The 21,198-nt window shown below is 37.6% G+C and carries 18 protein-coding genes and 1 tRNA gene; 7 read left to right on the forward strand and 12 right to left on the reverse strand.

Annotated elements, in window-relative coordinates; all coding sequences use genetic code 11:
- The first annotated feature begins 197 nt into the window (after positions 1-197).
- Positions 198-899, forward strand: a complete 702-nt coding sequence (locus C1634_RS08230; protein WP_185145121.1) for a DAPG hydrolase family protein — start codon at positions 198-200, stop codon at positions 897-899.
- Between the two features lie 293 nt (positions 900-1,192).
- Positions 1,193-1,268: transfer RNA gene (locus C1634_RS08235), tRNA-Lys, on the forward strand.
- 287 nt (positions 1,269-1,555) lie between these two features.
- On the opposite strand, the gene C1634_RS08240 is transcribed toward C1634_RS08235, so the two are convergent.
- Positions 1,556-2,026: a GNAT family N-acetyltransferase gene (locus tag C1634_RS08240; protein ID WP_109738208.1), complete on the reverse strand. Its 471-nt coding sequence runs from the start codon at positions 2,024-2,026 to the stop codon at positions 1,556-1,558.
- A 429-nt stretch (positions 2,027-2,455) separates the two neighbouring features.
- On the opposite strand from C1634_RS08240, the gene C1634_RS08245 reads away from it, so the two are divergent.
- From C1634_RS08245 to C1634_RS08255, 3 genes are all read left to right on the forward strand, one after another.
- Positions 2,456-3,949 (forward strand): tetratricopeptide repeat protein, encoded by a 1,494-nt coding sequence (locus tag C1634_RS08245; protein ID WP_109738209.1) that lies wholly within the window; start codon positions 2,456-2,458, stop codon positions 3,947-3,949.
- A gap of 103 nt (positions 3,950-4,052) precedes the next feature.
- Entirely contained in the window at positions 4,053-5,477 is a 1,425-nt protein-coding gene (locus tag C1634_RS08250) for a tetratricopeptide repeat protein (protein WP_123921421.1), read from the forward strand.
- A 643-nt stretch (positions 5,478-6,120) separates the two neighbouring features.
- Positions 6,121-9,123, forward strand: coding sequence for a reprolysin-like metallopeptidase (locus C1634_RS08255; protein WP_109738210.1), 3,003 nt, complete (start codon positions 6,121-6,123; stop codon positions 9,121-9,123).
- A gap of 98 nt (positions 9,124-9,221) precedes the next feature.
- Here C1634_RS08255 and C1634_RS08260 read toward each other — a convergent pair whose 3' ends face one another.
- From C1634_RS08260 to C1634_RS08310, 11 genes are all read right to left on the reverse strand, one after another.
- Positions 9,222-10,385: an FAD-dependent oxidoreductase gene (locus C1634_RS08260; RefSeq protein WP_109738211.1), complete on the reverse strand. Its 1,164-nt coding sequence runs from the start codon at positions 10,383-10,385 to the stop codon at positions 9,222-9,224.
- A 27-nt stretch (positions 10,386-10,412) separates the two neighbouring features.
- A complete protein-coding gene (locus tag C1634_RS08265; protein ID WP_109738212.1) occupies positions 10,413-11,168 on the reverse strand; it encodes a helix-turn-helix domain-containing protein in 756 nt (251 codons plus the stop codon).
- A 195-nt stretch (positions 11,169-11,363) separates the two neighbouring features.
- The gene (locus C1634_RS08270) at positions 11,364-13,796 is read right to left on the reverse strand and encodes a TonB-dependent receptor (protein WP_109738213.1); all 2,433 of its coding nucleotides are present in this window, start codon (positions 13,794-13,796) and stop codon (positions 11,364-11,366) included.
- Between the two features lie 16 nt (positions 13,797-13,812).
- Positions 13,813-14,337: a GNAT family N-acetyltransferase gene (locus C1634_RS08275; protein ID WP_103232415.1), complete on the reverse strand. Its 525-nt coding sequence runs from the start codon at positions 14,335-14,337 to the stop codon at positions 13,813-13,815.
- Between the two features lie 6 nt (positions 14,338-14,343).
- Complete coding sequence (locus C1634_RS08280) at positions 14,344-15,114, reverse strand: ABC transporter ATP-binding protein (RefSeq protein WP_103232414.1); 771 nt, start codon at positions 15,112-15,114, stop codon at positions 14,344-14,346.
- Positions 15,111-16,121 (reverse strand): FecCD family ABC transporter permease, encoded by a 1,011-nt coding sequence (locus C1634_RS08285; RefSeq protein ID WP_103232413.1) that lies wholly within the window; start codon positions 16,119-16,121, stop codon positions 15,111-15,113. The genes C1634_RS08280 and C1634_RS08285 overlap by 4 nt, the downstream gene beginning before the upstream one ends.
- Complete coding sequence (locus C1634_RS08290; RefSeq protein ID WP_109738214.1) at positions 16,121-17,134, reverse strand: ABC transporter substrate-binding protein; 1,014 nt, start codon at positions 17,132-17,134, stop codon at positions 16,121-16,123. Before C1634_RS08290 ends, C1634_RS08285 begins: the two co-directional genes overlap by 1 nt.
- On the reverse strand, positions 17,124-17,600 hold the full coding sequence (locus tag C1634_RS08295) for an urease accessory protein UreE (protein ID WP_109738215.1): 477 nt from the start codon (positions 17,598-17,600) through the stop codon (positions 17,124-17,126). The genes C1634_RS08290 and C1634_RS08295 overlap by 11 nt, the downstream gene beginning before the upstream one ends.
- Positions 17,601-17,604: 4 nt before the next feature.
- On the reverse strand, positions 17,605-18,321 hold the full coding sequence (gene hypB, locus C1634_RS08300) for a hydrogenase nickel incorporation protein HypB (protein ID WP_103232411.1): 717 nt from the start codon (positions 18,319-18,321) through the stop codon (positions 17,605-17,607).
- 1 nt (position 18,322) lies between these two features.
- Positions 18,323-18,676, reverse strand: coding sequence for a hydrogenase maturation nickel metallochaperone HypA/HybF (locus C1634_RS08305; protein WP_103232410.1), 354 nt, complete (start codon positions 18,674-18,676; stop codon positions 18,323-18,325).
- 106 nt (positions 18,677-18,782) lie between these two features.
- Positions 18,783-19,145: a hypothetical protein gene (locus C1634_RS08310; RefSeq protein ID WP_109738216.1), complete on the reverse strand. Its 363-nt coding sequence runs from the start codon at positions 19,143-19,145 to the stop codon at positions 18,783-18,785.
- Positions 19,146-19,556: 411 nt separating this feature from the next.
- Here C1634_RS08310 and C1634_RS08315 point away from each other — a divergent pair, with 411 nt between their 5' ends.
- Both C1634_RS08315 and C1634_RS08320 read left to right on the forward strand, forming a co-directional pair.
- Positions 19,557-20,138, forward strand: a complete 582-nt coding sequence (locus C1634_RS08315) for a Crp/Fnr family transcriptional regulator (protein ID WP_109738217.1) — start codon at positions 19,557-19,559, stop codon at positions 20,136-20,138.
- Positions 20,139-20,201: 63 nt separating this feature from the next.
- Entirely contained in the window at positions 20,202-21,137 is a 936-nt protein-coding gene (locus C1634_RS08320) for a ketopantoate reductase family protein (RefSeq protein ID WP_103232407.1), read from the forward strand.
- Positions 21,138-21,198: the final 61 nt, after the last annotated feature.

Genomic DNA, 21,198 nt, shown 5'->3' on the forward strand with positions numbered 1-21,198 from the left:
TTCTGTCTTTTCAAGTTTTTCATAATGTAGATTTTATGAATTCAGCATATTCTTCATGTTTTTGTCGTATTTCCAAATTGTACCATTAGATTAGGAAATAATGCAAGAGAACTTATACAGCTCTGATTTAATTTTGTGTCAGGATTCAAAGCCTAACGGTTAAAGAATCAATACATGAATCTAAAAATATCTGAATTATGGAACTCACAAAAGAAGCGGAACAACTAATGTTTCAGGATATTAATGCTCTTTTATCACCTAAACCAATATCTCTGGAAGCCGGTATCAAAAGACTGGAAAACGGAATGCTGCATATTGCAATGAGAAATGTGATGCATCACTGCAAAGGGAAGATGCTGGATTGGTGGTTTACTTATTTTGAAACAACTGCAGACCTAAAATTATGGCATCCGCATGATCATGTGGTACACAGCGGATGGGACAGCAAATGGATCAAAAATGAGAATTACATCGGAGCTACCATACATGCTACGGAGTCATTGGGAAATATTCCCCCGGTACCGGCTGCAATTAAGTTTCATGATCCTGCGGAAATTTTTAATCCAGATATTTTAAAAAAGGCATATGACAACGATGAGGTAAGTGCAGTAATCTATGCCAGAATAGGGTTTGGGGAAAATACTCCAAAAGACGCGAACGGTGATCCCCTGGATGGGTATATGGTACATGTTACCCGAGATACACCACAGGGATGTGTGCTGAGAAGTCATTTTTTCCTTGGAGCATTAGCTGCAGACAGTGATCACCCGTTGCCGGATGAAATTGGATTTGGACTGATGGAGCATTGTTACACCGAATTTACTTATCTCTCCCATGTTCTTCCTTCTCTTTACTATGCAGAAAATACAAAAGGAGATAAGGCCCCACTTCTTTGGTAATCCTGATGCATTAAGGTCTCTTACGGCTAAAAAGTAAAATTTTCATTAATTTATTTAAAATACGATACGGGAATCTTCATTTTGTGTTTTCTGAAGGAATTAAATTAATACACAATGACTTAAGAATAGAGAAATTCAGATTGAATTTCATATCAAGCGCAAATCGTTTTTGTTTACTCAAAATAATATGAAAGTTTCTGAGAAAATACAGAGAAAAAATTTGGAATTTTAGAAAAAGTTTCTATCTTTGCAGTCCCTTAAACAAAGGGATTTACTTGAAAAAGTAAGTGGCCGACTCGGTAGCTCAGCTGGTAGAGCAATACACTTTTAATGTATGGGTCCTGGGTTCGAATCCCAGCCGGGTCACCAAAAAAAAGCCTCAACGAAAGTTGAGGCTTTTTTGTTAAATAAATGCCGGCAGTGATATCTATACCGCAAAAGATGCTTCAGGAGTGTGTTTTAATAAGCTGGTAGGGCAGCAAATATGGGCTCGTGCCACTCGGGACTATTATGATCTTATGCTTGTGGGAGTAGTTGTTGTAATTGTTATTCTTCTCATTTCACCACAGATTCAGAAGGTTGTTCTAAGGATAAGAAAGGGAACTATTCCTTATTAGATAGCACACAATCTATAGAACAACAGGTGGAGGAGAGTGTTAGAGAACATATTTCATTATTATGTTGTTGCTGTGATCTCCACTTGTTTCCTGAAATCCTATTTTCCTGTACAAGTTGTAAGCTTTATTATTTCCAGGAGTAACTTCTAAAATGATTGCAATACCATTGAATTTTTTACAGGCTTCGTGAATAACAGCCTCAATCAAACCCTGACCAATATTTCTTCCCTGAAACTCTTTTTTTACATACATCTGATAAATATTTCCGGTATTATTTTCATCTTTAACAAAAGTACAGATCCCTATAAGTTCCTGATCTGCAAAAGCACCGAACACAAATCTTTCTGGGGTCTGATCCTCAATGTCGTTTTCCATTCGGAATTTTTCAATATTCAGGGCTTCCTGATAGTTTGCTCCAAAAGATTCAGGAAATTTTTCGAGGCTTTCCAGGCGGATGATTCGGTAGTTTTTACTTTCTTCAGGAAGAAGTTTTCGATAGCTAATATTCATTATGAGTGATCTTGTTTGTCATTTTCATTGGTATTCCACTGCAAATATGTGGATTATTTTGAATTTCTTTTTAATAGAAGTGATGGAATTTAAATAGTTCTATTAAAATTTTAAAACAAACCAATGCATTTGTAACAATTTTCATTTCATATAGTCTTATTATGAATACAACATACATTTTTTTTAATCAGAAAAATCCTACACAAACTTTCTGGAAATTTTTAAAAATGTCTGTTTGAGGGGAAAATAGCTAACTTTATTTTAATATTGCTTTTATGTAAAATAAAAGGCTTATCTGGCAATAAGCATGATAAATTGTGTATATTTATAACACATTATTGGGGAAAACAATAAATAATAATAGGTTTTTATCAACATATTTCAATGAAATATGGATAGGTAGGTATGTAGATTTAGGGAAAAGCGGTGATGATGGGAAAAATTAGTTTGATTCTTTTTAAGAATAAGAAAATACAGTCAAAGAATACACATAAAATACTAGCCTATACAATCTGCATGGGATTATTCCTATGCATGCTTTCTTGCAGCCATGATTCTCAGGATAAGGAAAGAGAAGATTTTGACATTTCTTTATCAACTCAAAGTTCAGAGCTGCAGTTATCCGGTGAATATGAAGCGCTAATCAGGCTTAATATAAAATATCTGAAAAAGGCTGGTAAAATAAAGTACAAAGCAGGAAAAGGCCTTTGCTATCTGAATATGGCTGGGGTAAATGTCTCCGCAGGAAATTATGAAAAAGCCCGCTTTTTTTTCAACAAAGCTGAAAAAGATCTGGAAAACTCAGAAAATACTTTCCATAAGGCAACATTCTATGATGATTATGGCCAATATTATTCTCATCTTAAATTAAATGATAAGGCTATAGAATGTAACAATAAAGCGTTTTACTATTTAAAACAGGCCAAAAAAACGAAGCTTACCGATAAACTTCTTCCAAGATTGTACGTCAACAAAGGAATTTACTATGCCTTGAAAGGTTGGTTAGGAACTTCTTTAAAATGCTTTACAAAAGCGAATATGCTGGAAAACTCTGCGTATACCAATTGTATGGTCGCACAGTACTATTTATTTTTCCATCAACCGGATTCTGCAGGAATATATATTGCCCGCGCAGATGAAAAGATGATGAGCCAGAAAACAACTGATGTGGAATCTCTTTGGGTTTATTACACGATGGGATATTACTACAATGATGTCAATAATAATGATCAGGCTGAAAAAGCACTTAAGAAAGCACTGGAAATTAATATTAAAACAAGACATACTTATTCTTCACATATAAAAGAGGTCTATAAGTCTCTTGCAGAATTGTATAAGAAAAAAAATGATGGTGGGAAGGCTTATTTTTATCTGAAGAAATATATGGAAGAAGAAAAGCGTTTTGATACAGCGCGATTTGCAGCGATGAATAAAGCTACGGAAGATTTCATCCTGGAAATGAAGCAGGAATCGGACTGGCATAAAAATGATCTCCCATTATTCATTGCATTGTCTATCACGGTTATTACCATTTCGGGAGCCTATGTCCGAAAGATGATCAATACTCTGAAATTGAAGAAGAATACTCTAAAGGAAGAAACAGATGAATTGAAAAATAATGTCCAGACAAAGCAGTTGGAAGAAGTGATTGAGCTTGCTAAAAGGAATGACTCTTCTTTTTTGTTAAAATTTAAAGAGCTATACCCTGATTTTATAAAAGCTCTTCTGGAGATCAAACCAGATCTTGAAAATTCAGAACTGGCATTCTGTGCGATGTTAAAACTGAATTTTTCATCCAAAGAAATTGCAGACTATACTTTCGTACAGCACAGGTCTATTCAACAGAAAAAATACAGGATCAGGAAAAGACTGAATATCCCGGGAACAACCGATATCTATGATTTTTTTAAAAATTTAGCATAATCAATAAATGAGTCACAATAAAAGCAGCAGGATTCTGTTTTATGAAGAGATTTTATTGTTGATTATATTTTGTACAGAAATTTAGCTTAAAATAGAGACACACATGATGCGTATTTTTCTTTCTGTTTTACTTATTATTCTGGTTTCTTGCCATTCTCATTCTAATAAAGAGGTGGAAAAGAAATTTGATGTTTCTTTGCTGAAGCAGAATGAGAAATTCAGGCTTGCGGGAGAATATGATTCTTTAATCAATCTTAATAAAAGATATTATAAGCAGGCTGATAAGCTAAATTATGCAGACGGAAAGGCGCTTTGCTATATCAATCTGGCAGAGCTTAATATCTCACTGGAAAACTATCAGAAGGCCCAGATTCTTTTTGATAATGCAAAAGAAATCCTTGATCATTCGGAAGATAATATACATAAAGCCAGGTTTTATAACGTTTATGGCCGTTTCAACGTAGAACTCAGAAGGCTGGATAAAGCTTTTCAATATAATAATGAAGCAATGGACTTCATCCATAAAAGCGATACATCAGAACTCAAAAATGATCTTCTTTTCAGTATATATTTCAGACAGGCCCTTTACCTTATTGAAAAAAAAGATTACGGAAAAGCGCTTTACTATTTTCATAAGGCAAAAAAATTAGATGATACCGGCCTTACAGACTGTGCTATAAGTGACTATGTCTATATGCATAAAAATAGGGACTCAGCCTATAAATATGTAACCCTTGCTTATGATAAAGCCAATGAAAGAGGTAAAGAAGATGGGATAGCGTTGTACGCCAATACAATTATGGGAGAATATCATCTTACCTATAAACAATATGATAAGGCGGAAGAAGCTCTTAAAAAGGCATTAAAAATCAATGAGAAAACAAAACGGATCTATGCCTACTATGGTAAATATATTTATAATGATCTCAGAACATTATATGAACGTATAGGAGATAAAGAAAAAGCATACTTTTATTTGAAGGCATATACTGATGCTTATTATAAAACCAATACCTCTTTGCTGGCTACAATTAATCAGGATATGGAGGCATTTATTACCAATGCCCAGGAAGATACAGATAATAAAAGAAAGTATATATATAGGATTATTTTTTTGTCTATTGTTGCCCTTTCTCTATTGGGAATATATGCTTGGAGTATTATCCGTGCATTGGGAAAAAGAAAAAAAGTGCTTGATATAGAAGCGGAAAACCTGAAAATCCAGATGAATGATAACAAGCAGGAAGAGATTATAGAACTAGGTAAAAATAATGATCCCGAGTTTTTCAACCGCTTCAAAGAAGTTTATCCTGGGTTTATAGATCAGCTTTTAATAATTAATCCGGGTCTTGAAAGTTCTGAACTGGTTTTTTGCGCCATGCTGAAACTTCATTTTACCTCTAAGGAAATAGCAAGCTATACTCTGGTTCAGCACCGAACCGTCCAACAGAAAAAATACAGGATTAGAAAAAGACTCAATATTCCGGGAGAAACTGATATCTATCTTTTTTTTGATACGTTGAAATAATTCAAAAAAAAACTGTCTGACACATCAGGTCAGACAGTATTCGAAATATTCTCTTTTCACCACTCGGATTTTGTGTGGGTCTCTTGTGGTCAAATATCAAAATTTATAATGGGAATGAGAAAAAAAACTCTACTACACAGGTACTACACTACCTGTTTTTTATTTTAATAAATTGGTATTCAGTTGTTTGTATTTCTTGTTGAATAAGGCTTGTTAATTCATATAAATGCAAGCTAATGATGAACTAATACGCCGCTTTTCATCGATCATCTTAATCTCTCTGTTCAGTAGGGCACTATGTTGCACCGTTTAGAATGAGCTTATTATTCTGTATTTCGGATTAGATTTTTAAGGGAGTACTTTTTTCAATTTTATTTTGAATAAATACGAAGATTTTATAATTTATTGTAAGTTAATACTTTACGTTTGTGTTGTATCTGTGTAGTATCATGTTTTTTTCTAATTAATTGAATATATATGGCTTTTTGGATAGTTTTGCTTGTGAAATATTCATATAAATACATGTTTTGATTGATTTATAGTAATTTCTGTTTGGGGCGCTGCCATTCATCAATTCATTCATATGTAATCTTTCTAAATCACATCAATTACACTTATTCACAATAATACTTTAAATAAATCTATGAAAAAAAGAATTTTATTTGTTTGTGCATTAGCATCTTGTTTTACCGTTTTTAATGCTCAGAGATGGGAGTCTGTCTCTCAAAAAACTTCGCAGATAAGAGAAGGGGTAGAAGTACAACATTCTTACAGAGTAGACCTGAAGTCTCTTAGAGAAATACTTAGAAATGCTGAAGAAACAGGGAAAAATGCAAGACCTGTTATTATTTCTTTACCAACGGTAGAAGGAAAAATTGAAAAATTTGCGGTTTATAGCAACCCGGTGATGGATAAATCTCTGGTAGACAGATACCAGCTAGGTTCTTATGTAGGAGTTGGAGTAGATGATGCTTCTAAATATTTGAGATTCAGTACTTCTCCTACAGATATGCAGTCTATGATCATCAAAGATGGAGTATTTCAATTTATAGAGCCTATAAGCGCCGATAAACAAACGTATGGTGTTTTCTACAAAACAAAAGAAAGTGGAGAGCATGGCTTTATATGTGAGACCGGAGAGAAGCATATTGAAGATATTGGGAAACTGGTTGCAAATGGTAAAAAATTGCTTTCAGGAGTAGGAATTACCCAAAGGCCGACGAATACAAAATACAGAGATTTCAGAATGGCATTGTCTGTTACCGGAGAATACAGTCAATATCAATTAACAGCAGCAGGAACTCCTGCCAATGCTACTGACGATGTGAAAAAAGGGGTTGTTCTGGCAGCAATGAATAATACAATGACTCGTATAAATGGTGTTTTCGAACGTGATTTTGGAGCTCATTTAACGGTTCTGAACCTTCCGCAGCTTATCTATCTGGATGCAGCAGCAGATCCTTATAGTAATGATTTAAATACTCAGTTACAACAAACACTTACTTCTGTAGTAGGAAATGCCAATTATGATATTGGACATGTTCTTAATCAAAATGCAGAAAGAAGCGGAAATGCAGGAGGAATCGGTATTGTCTGTATAGATCCTGCTAATAATACAGATAAACAAAAAGGATCAGCTTATACACAAGGGCCTGTACCAGTAGGAGATGTTTTTGACTTTACTGCGGCTCATGAAATGGGGCATCAGCTGGGAGCTAATCATACATTTTCAAATACCTCGGTTACGGATGCTAATCAAGGAGCGAATGTAGAACCCGGAGGAGGAACAACCATTATGGGATATGCCGGGATTACCTATGATAATGTTCAGGCTAATGCGGATGGTTACTTCCATTACAAATCAATTGATCAGGTATTGACTAATTTAGAAAATAAACTTAATTGTGGGGTTTCACAAAATATCACTAATAATACAGCTCCTGCTATTAATCCTTTGGTGGCTTACAATATTCCTAAAGGAACTGCTTACTATCTAGAAGCTTCTGCTACAGATGCAGAAAATGATTCTGTGAATTATACGTGGGAGCAAAATGATAGTACAGATGGATTTTCTACCATTTCAGGAGACAGCGGATGGGGATATAATCCTAAAGGAGCGTTGACAAGATCCATTCCCGGAACAGCTGACGGAAGAAGATATTTCCCTAAGTTAGAAACTGTGATGAACGGATCACTAACCAACAAGCAAAGTTGGGAAACCGTATCTTATATTCCTCGCGTATTGAATTATGCCGTGACAGTAAGAGATCAAAATCCACAACGTTCTATGGTCTCCAGCTCCACAACGACCGTTACCGTAAAAGATGATGGCCCTTTCAAATTCAATGGGCTTACGGCATCTTCTGTGTTGTATAATGATGCGATGAACACGATATATTGGGATGCTGCCAATACCAACGCCGCTCCTTATAATACAGCCAGTGTAAAAATTGATTATACTACAAATAACGGAGTTACATGGACAGATCTGGTTGCGGCAGCACCCAATACCGGAAGTTATAATGTACAAATGCCGGGTAATCTAAGTGGAACAGTTAAACTAAGAGTATCAGCCATTGGGAATATATTTTATGCAGTGTCTCCTGCTGTTACTGTAGGAAGTGCTCCTACATCTTCTGCGTCAGCACCTACAGGTATTTCTACCATAGATACTGAAGTTTTCAAAACAACAGCAAGAGTTTCATGGAACAGTGTTCCGGGAGCTACTTATTCTGTTAATTATAGAAAAGCAGGGACTGTAAACTGGTCTAATGCTACTAGTCCGGCAAATTCTTTGGTACTGAATAACTTAGAAGACGAAACGGATTATGAAGTACAGGTAGCTGCTGTAGTTAATTCAGCTGCTGGAGCTTTTTCTAATAATTATACCTTTAAAACAAAAGGATTAAAGACAGGTGTTGATTATTGTATATTGAATTCAGGTTCACCTTATTATGCTGCAATTGTAGCTGCTAAAGTATCGAATCTGGATTATTTCAATGGTGTTGCAAGGTCATTTATAGATTTAAGTGAGGATTCCTCTAAAATAATTAATCTTGTTCAGGGCAATTCTTACACACTAAAGCCTGCGGTTGTGAATGTAGTTGCTGCAGCCAATGAAAATGTTTCTGTTTGGATTGATTATAACAGAAATGGAGTGTTTGAAGCTACGGAAAGAGTGAGCAGTATATCAGGAGGAGCACCGAAAGGACTGGTGAATTTTGGAGATCATACCTTTACCGTTCCAGCTACATCATATGCTGGAGATAAATTATTAAGAATGAGGATTATTGGTAAGTTTTCAACGGCAGCTCTAGCTAATACATGTGGTGAGCTGGCAAGCCAGGCGGGTGGCATTTTGGATCTTCCGGTAAAAATTACAGCAGGTACGCTGGCTGTAAGAGAAGCGATAGATACAAAATCATCAGAAATATCCATTTATCCTAACCCGGCAGATACATTTGTAGAAGTGAAAAACCTAAAGGGTAAAGCTGATTACAAAATCTATAGTGCAGACGGAAGACTTGTTCAGGAAGGAAAACTTGACGGACAAAGAATCAATGTTGCTTCACTGGTAAAAGGAATGTATGTGATCACAATAAAAGATGACAAAAACACTTATAACACCAAATTAATTAAAAAATAAAAAACAGGAATGAATCTCCGTATCAGGATCTAAAAGCGGAGAGAAAAAAGATTTATTTAACTAAAGGCTGTCTCTGATTGGAGGCAGCCTTTTGCTTATTATGAATTTAAATGACCATTAAAAAAATCAAGCATGGTTGTTAATGATTTTTCAGAATGCATTCGCTCTCCGTTTTCAAGGGATTCCTGTGTGGCAATAGCAGCTCTCTTGCGCATATTGTTTTCGTAGTCAGAAATAGCATCCTGTAAAGAAGAGTAGCTGTTATCCGTCAAATATTCACTCAATTCAAGAGCATCCAGCATAGCCATATTGGCACCTTCCCCTGCAAATGGAGGCATTACATGAGCGGCATCTCCTATCAGCGTTATATTGGGCTGGGCTTCCCAGGTCTGATCCAAAGGCATATAATAAATAAGGCGTGGAATAAAAGGAGCCGTCGCATTTTCAAAAAGTTCATCCCAGATTGGACTCCATTCAGAGTACTCTGTTTTAAACCACTTCAATACCTGTGTAGTATCGGAAAAGTCGATACCGCTGTTGATCACCCAGTTTTCGTCTGTTTTAAAGCTTGCATAAAAACCAAGATCCCCATTTCCTTTCTGGCCGAGTAAAATATTTTTAGTATTTCCAAAGGCCATTATCTTTCCACCTTTAATCATCGCATCAATCTGAGGCGCATTTTCTTTTGAAATATTGCCTTCCAGCATGATCACTCCGGAATAAACAGGTTTAATATCAGTAAGATAAGGGCGTATCTTAGAATTGGCTCCATCACCAGCAATAACGAGGTCTGCATATACCGAATTTCCGTTTTTGAAATGCAGCAGCCAGCCTTCACCCTGACGTTCCATCGAGAGAAAATGACTGTCCCAGACTACCGTTTCGGGATGTAGGGATTTCAGAAGCATATTTCTTAACGGACCGCGGTCTATTTCAGGACGAAAATGTTCATGCCCAAAATCCTCTTCAGGCTTAGTTTCATGATCATTAAAGAATATTTCTGCCTTTTCATTGAGAATCAAAGTTCTGTCTGCACCAGGACGGAAAGTTTTTTTAAACTCTTCCAACAGTTCTGCCTTATGTATAGCTGCCAGCCCGGAATCTTCGTGCATATCGAGAGGGGAGCCCTGTACCCGTGCATATTGATTAAAGTCTCTTTCATATACTTTTACATGGGCACCTTTTAGTTGTAAAAGTCTTGCCAGCGTAAGTCCTGCCGGACCACCGCCAACGATTGCTATTGATTTATTTTCTATCAGCATTTTTAATTTAAATTTTACAATGCAAATTTATTTTCCTTTCAACACTGATAATAGTACAAATCGGTCGTTTTTATTTTGGGATAATTCTTTAGGGGCAACTCCTGAAAATTTCTTCACTTCTTTGATGAAATGATTTTGATCTGTGTAGTTGAGCTCGGGGAAAAGTCTTCCCTGTGCGATATGTTCCAATGATGCCCTGAAACGCAATATAGTAGAGTAGGCTTTTAATGATAAACCTAGCTGTTTGGTAAAATACCGGTTGATCTGCCTGCTGCTCCAGCCTGTTTTCTCAGACAGTTCCAGCACGCTCATTTCTCCTTTTGAGGCATAAACCAATTCGAAAAGTTTACGTTTTCTTTCATCCACCTTTGGAGGAAGAAGATCTTTTATTTTTTGAATCGCTTTTAAACAGCAAGCATCAAAATCTTTTATATCATTAGCCTTAAAATTCCAGAAATCAGGGGAGAGTTCTTTTCCAATATTTAATAAATCTGCGATGGAAGTCTGTAAAATATACTCAACAGCAAGAGGTTTGAAACTGACAACAAAAGCAAGGGTATGGGGATGAATATACCTTTGCTCAGGATATGTTTCCAAGCCGAGAAGGGTAATATGGAAAGGTTCGGAATCCGACTGTGAAAAGAATAGATCTATTCTTCCGTCAGGAATAATGACAACTTCTTTAGCTTCATCGGAAAGATTCTGAAAAGTTCCCAGATTTTCTACAAAATCAGCGATCTCTTTATCGGGCTCGATGAAATGATAAGAGAAGTCATTGTCCATAAGTATTGCTTGCAGAAGACTGCTTTTTAATGAAGGAAATTACAAAATTTGGCATAAACCAGCAAGCTAAATAAAAATTCATAAGGATATCTGATCATCCATTTTACCGAAGATAAAAATAGAATTAAAATAAAACCCGGACTATAAAAAATATAGCCCAGGTCTCCACAAGATTAAAAAATATATTAAAAACGGTTAAAATGAATATCCTACAGAAGCCATTACATTTCTGGGTGCTCCTGGGAAAGCCCGTGTATAATCAAAACCACCCAGGAAATAGTACTTGTCAAAAATATTGTTGATATTCACAGACATTTTCATCTTTCCGATATGGTAATATACTGCTGCATTTACAGTGGTATAAGAAGGCCATTCTCCCCAAAGTGCATTTCCGGCACTGTCTTTTCCGATGCTGTTGTCCATACGTCTGGTATCTACATAATAAACTCCGGCTCCGAATCCCAACCCTTTCAAAGCAGTCGTTGAAAACACATATTTCAGCCACATGCTTGCCATATTTTTAGGAGCTCCCGGTAAAGCCTGGCCCACTTCTGAAGCAATAGAAGATGATTTTACTTCGGTCTGATTGTAGGTGTAATTTCCCATGATCTGAAACTCTTTGGTCAACTGTCCGCGGATATCCAGCTCAACCCCTTTTGATACGGCTTGCCCTGACTGTCTATAGACTGGAAAGCCGGTTGTACTGATTTCACCTGTAGCGATCAGCATATTTCGGCGTTCAATCTGAAAGAGAGAAAGGTCCATCTGCAGTTGATTCTTAAAAAATCCGGTTTTAAGACCTGTTTCAATCTGGAAACTATGCTCTGCGGTAAAAGGTTTATCCACTCCGTAATCCTGATAATTCTGAATGAAATTGGCTCCCACAGGGGCAAAACCCTGAGAATAGCTTGCAAAGTAATTGATCTGATCATTAATCTGATACGTCAGTCCGATACGGGGCAGCCATGCATTTTGTGTGGCGCTGTAGCGGTTGGCAGAATTGATGGTTTCAGAATAATAATGCTCATGGCGTAATCCAACAACAAGCTTCAGCCTTTCCGCAAATGAAATCTGATCCTGCACATAAATTCCTGTTGTTTTATAAGGGCTTAAAAATGGATAATTGCCCTGTGCCAGCCATACATAATTACTGAGATCATGCGTGGTATACGTAGGATTATTAAGATCAAAGGTAAGAGGAACTATTTTTCCGTCTATTTTCTGCTGTCTGGCTTCACGCTGTTGGTTGTTGCTGTCTCCTTCATATTGTGCATAATCTACTCCGGCTATAAGATGATGTTTGATGATATTTCCGACTGGCTCCCATTTCAGATAGACTACAGAATTATCTGTATAATCTTTTCCATGACGGTCAAAGAAACGCATATTCATAATCGTATTGTTGGGTGCATCTGCGTAGCTGTTCAAGGTACGGTGTTCATTGACATCTTCCTGATAAACCGACTTCATATAGCTGGCATTCAATGAAAGGTTATGCGTAAGTCTCTGGCTTACTCTTGCGCTGAAAGAGAAAGATTTTGTGTTGTAAAAATCTGAAGGCTGGCTTAACGTAAAAGATCGGGGCAGAGCATAGAAATCATTGTTCCTAAGACCCATTCCGCGGTCCAGATATCCATGAAACTGATCGTACACAAGATCTATGTCTACCTGGGTTCCATCCAATGGTTTAAAAGTAAAAGAGGGAGCAATCATAAAGTTCTTCTGCTGATTGACATTCCGGAACGTTTTGCTGTCTTCATAGCCTGCGTTCAGACGATACAGGATTTTCTTATCCTTATCCAAGGGTCCGCCAAGATCAATACTTGTACGGACTGTCTGAAAGCTTCCCACTGAAAAATTCACTGATCCTTTCTGGTATTCCAACGGTTTTTTTGTGACCATATTGATGGTGCCTCCAGGAGTAATGTCACCGAATAAAGAGGCTCCCGGACCTTTTAAAACAGAAACACTTTCCAGATTAATTGTAAGCGGAGAACGGTAATAGCTGTTTCCATAGCTGTACCCGGAACGAAGTCCGTTCACGAGACGGATTCCGGTTTCATAACCGCTTTTAAACCCCCGAATGATAAGATCATCATAAGAAGAAGCGGTCGTTACGCCGGCCAAATCCTGTGCCACTTCGCGCGTTGTATAAGCCTGTTTGTCTTCCATAAACTCGCTGCTTACAATAGAAACCGACTGTGGAAGATCTTTTAAGTTTCCTGAAAATTTCCCACCCAGTTCAAGATTATTCGTAAGATAAGAATTGTTTCTGCGGGCAGTGACCAGAATTTCCTGAATATTGGTTTGATTTTCTGCCAGACGAATAATAATCCCTTTTTTATCATCATAAGAAAGAGAATCCAGGGTGATATGAGAACCGGAATATCCTTTAGCATCAATCGTAAGCTGAGCCGGATACTGAACCTGATTTTCAAATGTAAAATTACCGTCTTTACCTGTGGTCGCAGTTGTTCCCTGATTCAAGGAAATGATGGCATGGGAAATTATTTTTCCCTCCTGGTTCAGAACTTTTCCAAAAACAGGATGTATTTCCTGTGCCGATAAGGCAAAGGGAAGTAAGAGCATTATACCATTGATGTATAATACTTTCTTTGTTGTATTCATGTATATTTTCTCTGTATTATTTATTTTCCTCTGAAATCATCAGCTCCATGTGCAAAGTAGGATAGGTTCCTTCATAGCAGGATTTGAGAAGTATAAAGCCTTGTTTCAGCCAATATTCATAGGCTCCTTTAAGGAAAGGATGGGTGTGGAGGTATAAACGTTTGATATTTTTTTCCTGAGCCGTTTTTACAAGTTCCTGAAATAGCTGGGTAGCAATACCCGCTCTTCTGTAATCAGGGTTAACGAATAATCTCGCTACTTCTACAGTTCTCATTTGATCAATATCCAAGTGAGGAAAACGATAGTCGTAGGGCATCATTCCAATCACTCCTATAAGTTTTCCCTCTACTGTACGAGCCTGTATAAAGGACCCGGAAGGAGCGTTAAGATAATTTTGTTCAAAATTAACCAGATCTTTGGGAACGATCAGCGGATCAAGCAAAGGATACAGCTGGCGCCTGAATTCCATCACATAAGGAAGTACTTCAAATACATGATAGTCTTCTACTTTCGATATCGTTATTTCTTCATTATTTTTCATATATTTTTATTTTAATTGGGGGGCAAACATTGGAGTTCCCTGGTTGTCTAAAGCCAGCAAAGGAACCTCATAAGTATCTTCAAGAAGCCGTTGCAGTTCATCTGTTTCCATAGACTGAACAGAAACCAGCTCATGATGGCGCATGACAAAAAAATCATCCCCAAACAGGAAAGCGAGATTAGGATCATGCATTACACACAAAACAGTCGTCCCTTCATTCACCAACTGGCGGATGACTTCCAGTACAGCGACCTGATAATGTAGGTCGAGATGATTGGTGGGTTCATCCAGCATCAGTACGTCCGGCTTTTGAACCAATATTCGGCATAACAATACCAGCTGACGTTCGCCACCGGAAAGAGAAGTGTAAGGTTTATCTTTTAAGTGGATTAAATTAAGTTTCTGAAGGATCGCTTCAACCTCTTTATAGTCTGTCTTTCCAGGGGAAAATCTTGAAAATGAAGCCCGCCCTGTCAGGATTACATCAAATACGGTAAACGGGAAAGTAGTCTGATGAAACTGGGTTAAAAATCCCAGACGGAAAGGAGATGATGTTCCTGTTTTTATTTTTTTGCGTTCTTTATTACCAATCCATACGCTTCCTGTATATTTTTTTTCCAGTCCTGCAATGATTTTGAATAACGTTGATTTTCCGCTTCCGTTTCTTCCCAAAATGATGGAAAGTCTGCCTTTTTTAAAGTCTGCCTTTACATTTTTCAGTACTTCTTCTTTTCCGTAGCAAAAAGAAAGCTGTTCAAGGGAGATTATATTTTTCATGAGTTCCAGTTTATAGCATTTCGACGCATCAGATAGATGAAAATAGGGGCTCCGATAATCATGGTAAAAACCCCGATCGGGATCTCAAAAGGCATTACAGTACGGGAAAAATCATCAATTAATAATAAAAATGCTCCGCCGATACTGATGTTGGCCCAGACTGTGATCGTATTATTGGGTCCGAAAATCATTCTGCTGATATGGGGAACAATCAATCCAAACAAACTGATTACCCCTACAGCAGCCACTGATGAAGCGGTAATCATTGTGGCTACGGCCATCAGGATAAGTTTAAAAAGGGTAGGATTTACGCCTACTGCCATGGCTTCATGATCTCCCAGTGCCAGGAGGTTCAGTTTCCAGCGAAGCATAATAATCACAGATAATCCGATAAGAATCGGAAATACTGCCGTATGTACTTTTTGCCATGAAGCGGTATGAAGGTTTCCCATAGTCCACTGCACAATAGCCTGCAGTTTATAAGGATCACTCAGATATTGCAGAACCGTCAGCAGAGCTGTAAATACTCCTGATACGATCATTCCCGCAAGAACCATACTTATAATGGACGTTTTGGCGCCAGCATAAGAAACAAGGAACGTAATAACTACCGCTGTGACTCCAAAAATAAAAGCTGAAAGATTGACTGCCATCACCGGGAACAACATCGCCAATGCTGCTCCAAATGCAGAACCTGACGAAATTCCCAAAGTAAAAGGGTCTACAATCGGATTCCTGAAAACAGCCTGAAGCACTCCTCCGGAAGAGGCCAGTGAAGCGCCCACCAGAAAAGTAAGGACAATTCTTGGAAGGCGTACCTGCCATAAAATGGTGTGCAAACTTCCCTGTATAATAGGTTCGTTTTTAGAAATCCCCAATTCCAGGGCGATATGATAGAACAGTTCTCCAAAACCTATATTCTCACTGGAACCTATCATTAAAGAAACGAATCCCAATATAAGAGGCAGAAAAATTAATAAGAAAACTATTTTACTATTTTTCACCATTAGAGTAATCCTTTTTTACCATAGATGACTTCAAAAGCTTTTCTCACATCCTGATCCAGCTGTTCCTGAGTGTATTCCGGCATGCACCAGTGACGGAGCTGCTTGGCAAACAGCATAAATTTTACCGTATGCGGATCATAAGGAAATGAAGGCGACATGACAAATACCTGTTTGTTTTTTACAGCAGGAAGTGCAGCCAGCTCTTTAAGACTGTACACATCCGACAGTTTGGAATTCCAAAGGATAATCAAATCAGGATTCCATTTATATAGTGTTTCTGCGCTGATATTCGGTGCTTCTACTGGAACCGGGCATACATTTTGAGCTCCGGCCAGCGTGATGGCCATATCGATGAGGCTTCCTTTCCCGGAAGTAGACATGATGCGTCCTTTTGACCAGGCATAATAAATCTTTTTAGGTGACGTTTCATGAGAGGCTCTCATTTTTTTCACTTCTTCGGAAACATATCCTGTAATTTCCTCTGCGCGTTTTTGCTTTCCAAGAAGTTTTCCTACATTTTTCAGCTCTTCCAGAATTTTTTCATCATTTAAAGAAGAAAAAGTAAACACGGGAATACCAAGATTTTCAATTTGGCTGATATTGTCTTCGTCTGTGCTAAAAGTTAATACCAAATCAGGTTTTAGCCCTACAATGCTTTCTGCATTGCTGGATTGTCCGCCAAAAGTGGGAGTTGCAATACTTTTATTTTTGATTCGCTTATCCAGTTTAGAAAGGAATTGATAGGTATCTTCCATTTCATAGATCTGCTGCGGAATTCCTACAATTTTGTCACCTGCCTGAAGCATATAAACATCATCCACAAGAGCATTGTATAAGATGACAACGCGCACGGCTTCATGGGGAAGAGTGATGGTTTTACCTCTGCTGTCGGTTGCAGTGACCTGGGTATGAGATACATCTCCTTTGTGATCAGGGTCTTTTGGGGGATTGCAGCTTTGCAGGAGAATAAGCAATGCGGAAAGACTTGTTATCAAAAAACTTTTAATTTTCATGTGCTTTATTTTTTGCCAGATAACGTAATGATTGGGAGGATGATAACTGATTGTCTGTAAGTTCAATACGCGTCCCATATCTTGCGGATAATTGCTCGTATAAGCGTCCATCGTAAGGAACCGCAAATTGTTGCTGACGGATTAAAAATATTGGCAGATGCTGATTTCCGATAAAGTAGCAGAAGTCTGCTGCTTCAGCATCATTTTTTGCAGAGAAACATATTGTAAGGCATGTTTTGATTTCAACCCTAGCGATGAGCTGATCATTGCTGTATAAATGGTCTCCGTGATTCCATTCTTTTCTGTTCTCTAACCTCAGTTCCAAAATCTGCCCGGATTTTGTAGTCCGGGTCAGTTTTTGTTTTTTATTTTCAAACCATTCGATTTCCAGAATATCAGGATGCAGTTCATTCAGATTTTCACCTGCTTTCACTTGATCTATTACGATTGGCGATGTGGTATTCATAAGTTTAAGCTTCCTGAGCAGCGCTTTCTTTTTTTAGTTTTACTTTCTCTTTCAGCCAATTGCACCATTCATCAATTCCGTCTCCGTTTAAGGTGCTGATGGTCATCACTTCCAGATTAGGGTTCACCTCATGGGCATCTTTTGTTACCGCTTCTACAGAGAAAGGAACGTAGGGAAGCAAATCAGCTTTGGAAACAAGCATCAGTTCACTGGTTAAAAACATGCGCGGATATTTTTTAGGCTTGTCATCTCCTTCTGTAGAGGCCAGAAGGGTTACACGGTAATCCTCTCCAAGGTCAAAAGCAGATGGACAAAGAAGATTTCCTACATTTTCTATGAACAATAAATCCACTCCTTCCAGATCAATATGATCCAGAGCCTGCAGAATCATCTGCGCTTCAATATGACACATTCCACCTGTTACGATTTGCAGCGCATTGATTCCTGCTTCACGCATTCTGATAGCATCGCGCTCGGTTTCTGGATCTCCGACAAGAATGGAGATGTTAAGATCCTGAGCCAGTCGTTTTCCTGTTTCCTGCATTAAGGTGGTTTTCCCGGAACCCGGTGAGGAGCATACATTGATGACGCAAATGTCTTTTAATCGTTCTCTGATAGCTTTGGCTACAAAATCATTAGCCTTTAATAAATGAAGGGTTGTATTATCACATTGAACGGAACCTATGCGGTTTCCTAAACTTTTTGGATTAGTTGTTGACATATTAATGAGTTTTTTGTTTGAAAATTACTTTTGAGATAAAGAGTTCGTTTCCCTGTACGATATGGGCTGATGGAGTTCCGCAGTCGTTACAGACAAACCTGTGGTACCTGACGGGGAAGTCTTTTTTACACTGTTCACAATGGGCAATAATATCATTGACGAGCACTTCAAGTTCTATTTCCCGATAGTAGGGGTGGTCGGTAATGAATGCATCAAATGCATTCTGAATGAGGACAGGCTGAACATTGGAAAGCAATCCTGCTGTTACCTGAACCTGCTGGATATCTTCTACTTTGGCGTCATAATGTTCTTCCAAAGTGTCAAAAATATCCTTCACTATACTTAATTCATGCATAGCTTATTGGTTTATAGGTGAAAACTGATTATCCGGAAAATGGCAGATAATCTCTTTAAGAAAAATGAATTGCAAATACCCGTAGAATGGGTTTTACAGATAATAATTAAGAGATACTGATCTTTAGATTATGGAACACAAGATATTTGGGAAGATGGTAATGATGCACTGATTCTGAAGCAGAGCCTGCAGTAACATTAGCGTTTAAATTAATCCCCCACAATACTTTATGGTAAGCAAAAAGAATAAAAGGAAGGTCGAAGAAAGCTTTGTCTGCATCAAAATCATTTTCAGCCATGGAGGTAATGAATAACATCCCATGCTGTACAGATTCGGACGATTTTAAGCCAACCTGATCCTTTGAATAGCTTTCGTGAGCGTTATTTTTCCTGTCACTGGAAAGCCCTGTCATTATGGTAAGAAACAGAATCAGCAGAAAAGTAACGGATATGTAGAAAGACTTCTTCATCGGTACTGCAAATGTAGACCTTTTGCCAGCCTATGTTCTTACCAAAAACCTTTTAAAAATGTTCAAAAACAGGATGAAATGCAACGCTTTATACTCATAGGAAATAGTGTTTTTTTTAATTTGTATGTTTTTACTTTATTGATAATCAGTTGTAACTGTTTCGTATTTGAATGCGTAGGGAAATTTAGGGAGTTAATAATAATGTTTAAAATGGTGACTGCGAACCATAGTTTTTTTACCGTAAAAGAATGACATTTTTAAGCATTGAAATAACATGGTTTTTATTTGAACTGTGAGGAAATAGAAGTAGGATTTAAGTATTAAACTTTTCTTTTTTAACCTTTAATGTTTTATAAATACTATTTTTGTTCGGACCGATTTCAAAATAGATGTTCACTAGCACTTACTCTCATGGATAAAACATCAATTAACACGTATTTTCATTCCCTATTCAGTATCAAAGGGGAAGTGGTTGAAAAGATTACCGAAACCTTTAATTATTTTGAATTAAAAGCGAATACGGTTTTGTTGAATAAAGATGCGATCAGTACCAAAACCTATTTTCTGGAAAAAGGCTATGTCCGTTCGTATATACTCAATGAAGATAATGAAGAGATTACGACCCATATTTATAGGGCTCCGTGTTTTGTGAATGATTTTCTGTCCTTTTTCAGGCAGCAGCCCACCAAAGAAACCTATCAAACCGTCACAGATTGTGTTTTCTGGGAGACAGGATTGGAAAATGTACAGCATAATTTCCATAATATTCCTGAATTCAGAGAGTTTAGCAGACTTCTCTTTGTCCTCAATTATTATAATATTCATGACAGGCTGATAGAAATGGCCAGCCAGAAGGCTTCAACAAGATATTTCAACCTCATGAAGAAAGATCCTGATATTTTTCAGCATGTTCCATTGAAAGTAATTGCTTCCTATCTGGGAATTAAAGACAGCTCACTGAGCCGGATCAGAAGGGATATTCATAAAATATAATTTCTTTTCATTTGTCAAGTGATAGTTCAGAAGCGATCACCCATCTTTGCTAAAAATAATTTCATGAACAAAAAACATATTGTCGTTGTAGGATTGGGGGGCGTAGGTGGTTACTTTGGTTTTAAAATAAATCAGGCCAATGAAGCTTCCGAAAAATATACGGTATCTTTTGTTGCCCGCGGAGAAACCTATGAGAAAGTAAAAGAAAACGGATTGACTCTTTTATCTCCCGAGCATTCCAATCCGCAGACTCATCCTAATGCTATTGTGCAGAACATCGGTGACATCAAAAATCCTGATCTTGTTCTGATCTGTGTAAAAGAATATGACCTTGAAAACGTCTGCAAGCAGTTACTGCCAGTCATTAACAAAGACACCATATTGCTTCCCATGATGAACGGAGCCGATATTTATGACAGAATACGTGCTATAATTCCAGATCATACCGTTCTTCCAACCTGTGTGTATGTGGCCTCTCATATTAAGGAAAGAGGAACAGTAGAGCACAAAGGAAATGCCGGTAAAATAATTGTGGGAAGGGATCCTGAGCATTTTTCTACTCCGGTGGAATGGGTTACAGACTTATTGAATGAAAGCAAAATAGAGTTTGATTTTAAAGATAATTCATTAACAGCTATCTGGACGAAATTCATATTCATTGCAAGTTTCGGATTGGTAACAGCAAAACATAATTCGTCTATGGGTGCCGTATGTACTGATGAATATCAGAAGAAAGAAGCGACCGGAATTATGAATGAAATACAACTGATTGCAGCCAAAAAAGGAATTGATCTGCAGGAAGATATCATCAGTGCAACTTTTGAAAAAGCTTCTACATTTCCTTTTGAAACGCCAACTTCCTTGCAGCTTGATATTAATTCGGGAAAGAAGGAGAACGAACTGGAGTTGTTTGCCGGAGCTGTGCTAAAATATGGTGCCGAAGTAGGTGTTGAAACTCCTTTTACTCAAAAAATCTACATTGAGATTAAAGAAAAATAAGTTTGGACTAAAGCCAAAGAAGAGAAAATATAAAAAAGGGCGGGTTAAAACCCGCCTCTAT

Source organism: Chryseobacterium viscerum, assembly GCF_002899945.2.
Lineage (GTDB): Bacteria > Bacteroidota > Bacteroidia > Flavobacteriales > Weeksellaceae > Chryseobacterium > Chryseobacterium viscerum.

Coding starts and splice junctions, on each gene's coding strand:
- C1634_RS08230 (WP_185145121.1), top strand. CDS start 198: ATGGAACTCACAAAAGAAGCGGAACAACTAATGTTTCAGGATATTAAT.
- C1634_RS08260 (WP_109738211.1), bottom strand. CDS start 10,385: ATGCTGATAGAAAATAAATCAATAGCAATCGTTGGCGGTGGTCCGGCA.
- C1634_RS08270 (WP_109738213.1), bottom strand. CDS start 13,796: ATGAATACAACAAAGAAAGTATTATACATCAATGGTATAATGCTCTTA.
- C1634_RS08305 (WP_103232410.1), bottom strand. CDS start 18,676: ATGCATGAATTAAGTATAGTGAAGGATATTTTTGACACTTTGGAAGAA.
- C1634_RS08275 (WP_103232415.1), bottom strand. CDS start 14,337: ATGAAAAATAATGAAGAAATAACGATATCGAAAGTAGAAGACTATCAT.
- C1634_RS08295 (WP_109738215.1), bottom strand. CDS start 17,600: ATGAATACCACATCGCCAATCGTAATAGATCAAGTGAAAGCAGGTGAA.
- C1634_RS08310 (WP_109738216.1), bottom strand. CDS start 19,145: ATGAAGAAGTCTTTCTACATATCCGTTACTTTTCTGCTGATTCTGTTT.
- C1634_RS08250 (WP_123921421.1), top strand. CDS start 4,053: ATGATGCGTATTTTTCTTTCTGTTTTACTTATTATTCTGGTTTCTTGC.
- C1634_RS08285 (WP_103232413.1), bottom strand. CDS start 16,121: ATGGTGAAAAATAGTAAAATAGTTTTCTTATTAATTTTTCTGCCTCTT.
- hypB (WP_103232411.1), bottom strand. CDS start 18,321: ATGTCAACAACTAATCCAAAAAGTTTAGGAAACCGCATAGGTTCCGTT.
- C1634_RS08265 (WP_109738212.1), bottom strand. CDS start 11,168: ATGGACAATGACTTCTCTTATCATTTCATCGAGCCCGATAAAGAGATC.
- C1634_RS08255 (WP_109738210.1), top strand. CDS start 6,121: ATGAAAAAAAGAATTTTATTTGTTTGTGCATTAGCATCTTGTTTTACC.
- C1634_RS08240 (WP_109738208.1), bottom strand. CDS start 2,026: ATGAATATTAGCTATCGAAAACTTCTTCCTGAAGAAAGTAAAAACTAC.
- C1634_RS08280 (WP_103232414.1), bottom strand. CDS start 15,114: ATGAAAAATATAATCTCCCTTGAACAGCTTTCTTTTTGCTACGGAAAA.
- C1634_RS08320 (WP_103232407.1), top strand. CDS start 20,202: ATGAACAAAAAACATATTGTCGTTGTAGGATTGGGGGGCGTAGGTGGT.
- C1634_RS08290 (WP_109738214.1), bottom strand. CDS start 17,134: ATGAAAATTAAAAGTTTTTTGATAACAAGTCTTTCCGCATTGCTTATT.
- C1634_RS08245 (WP_109738209.1), top strand. CDS start 2,456: ATGATGGGAAAAATTAGTTTGATTCTTTTTAAGAATAAGAAAATACAG.
- C1634_RS08315 (WP_109738217.1), top strand. CDS start 19,557: ATGGATAAAACATCAATTAACACGTATTTTCATTCCCTATTCAGTATC.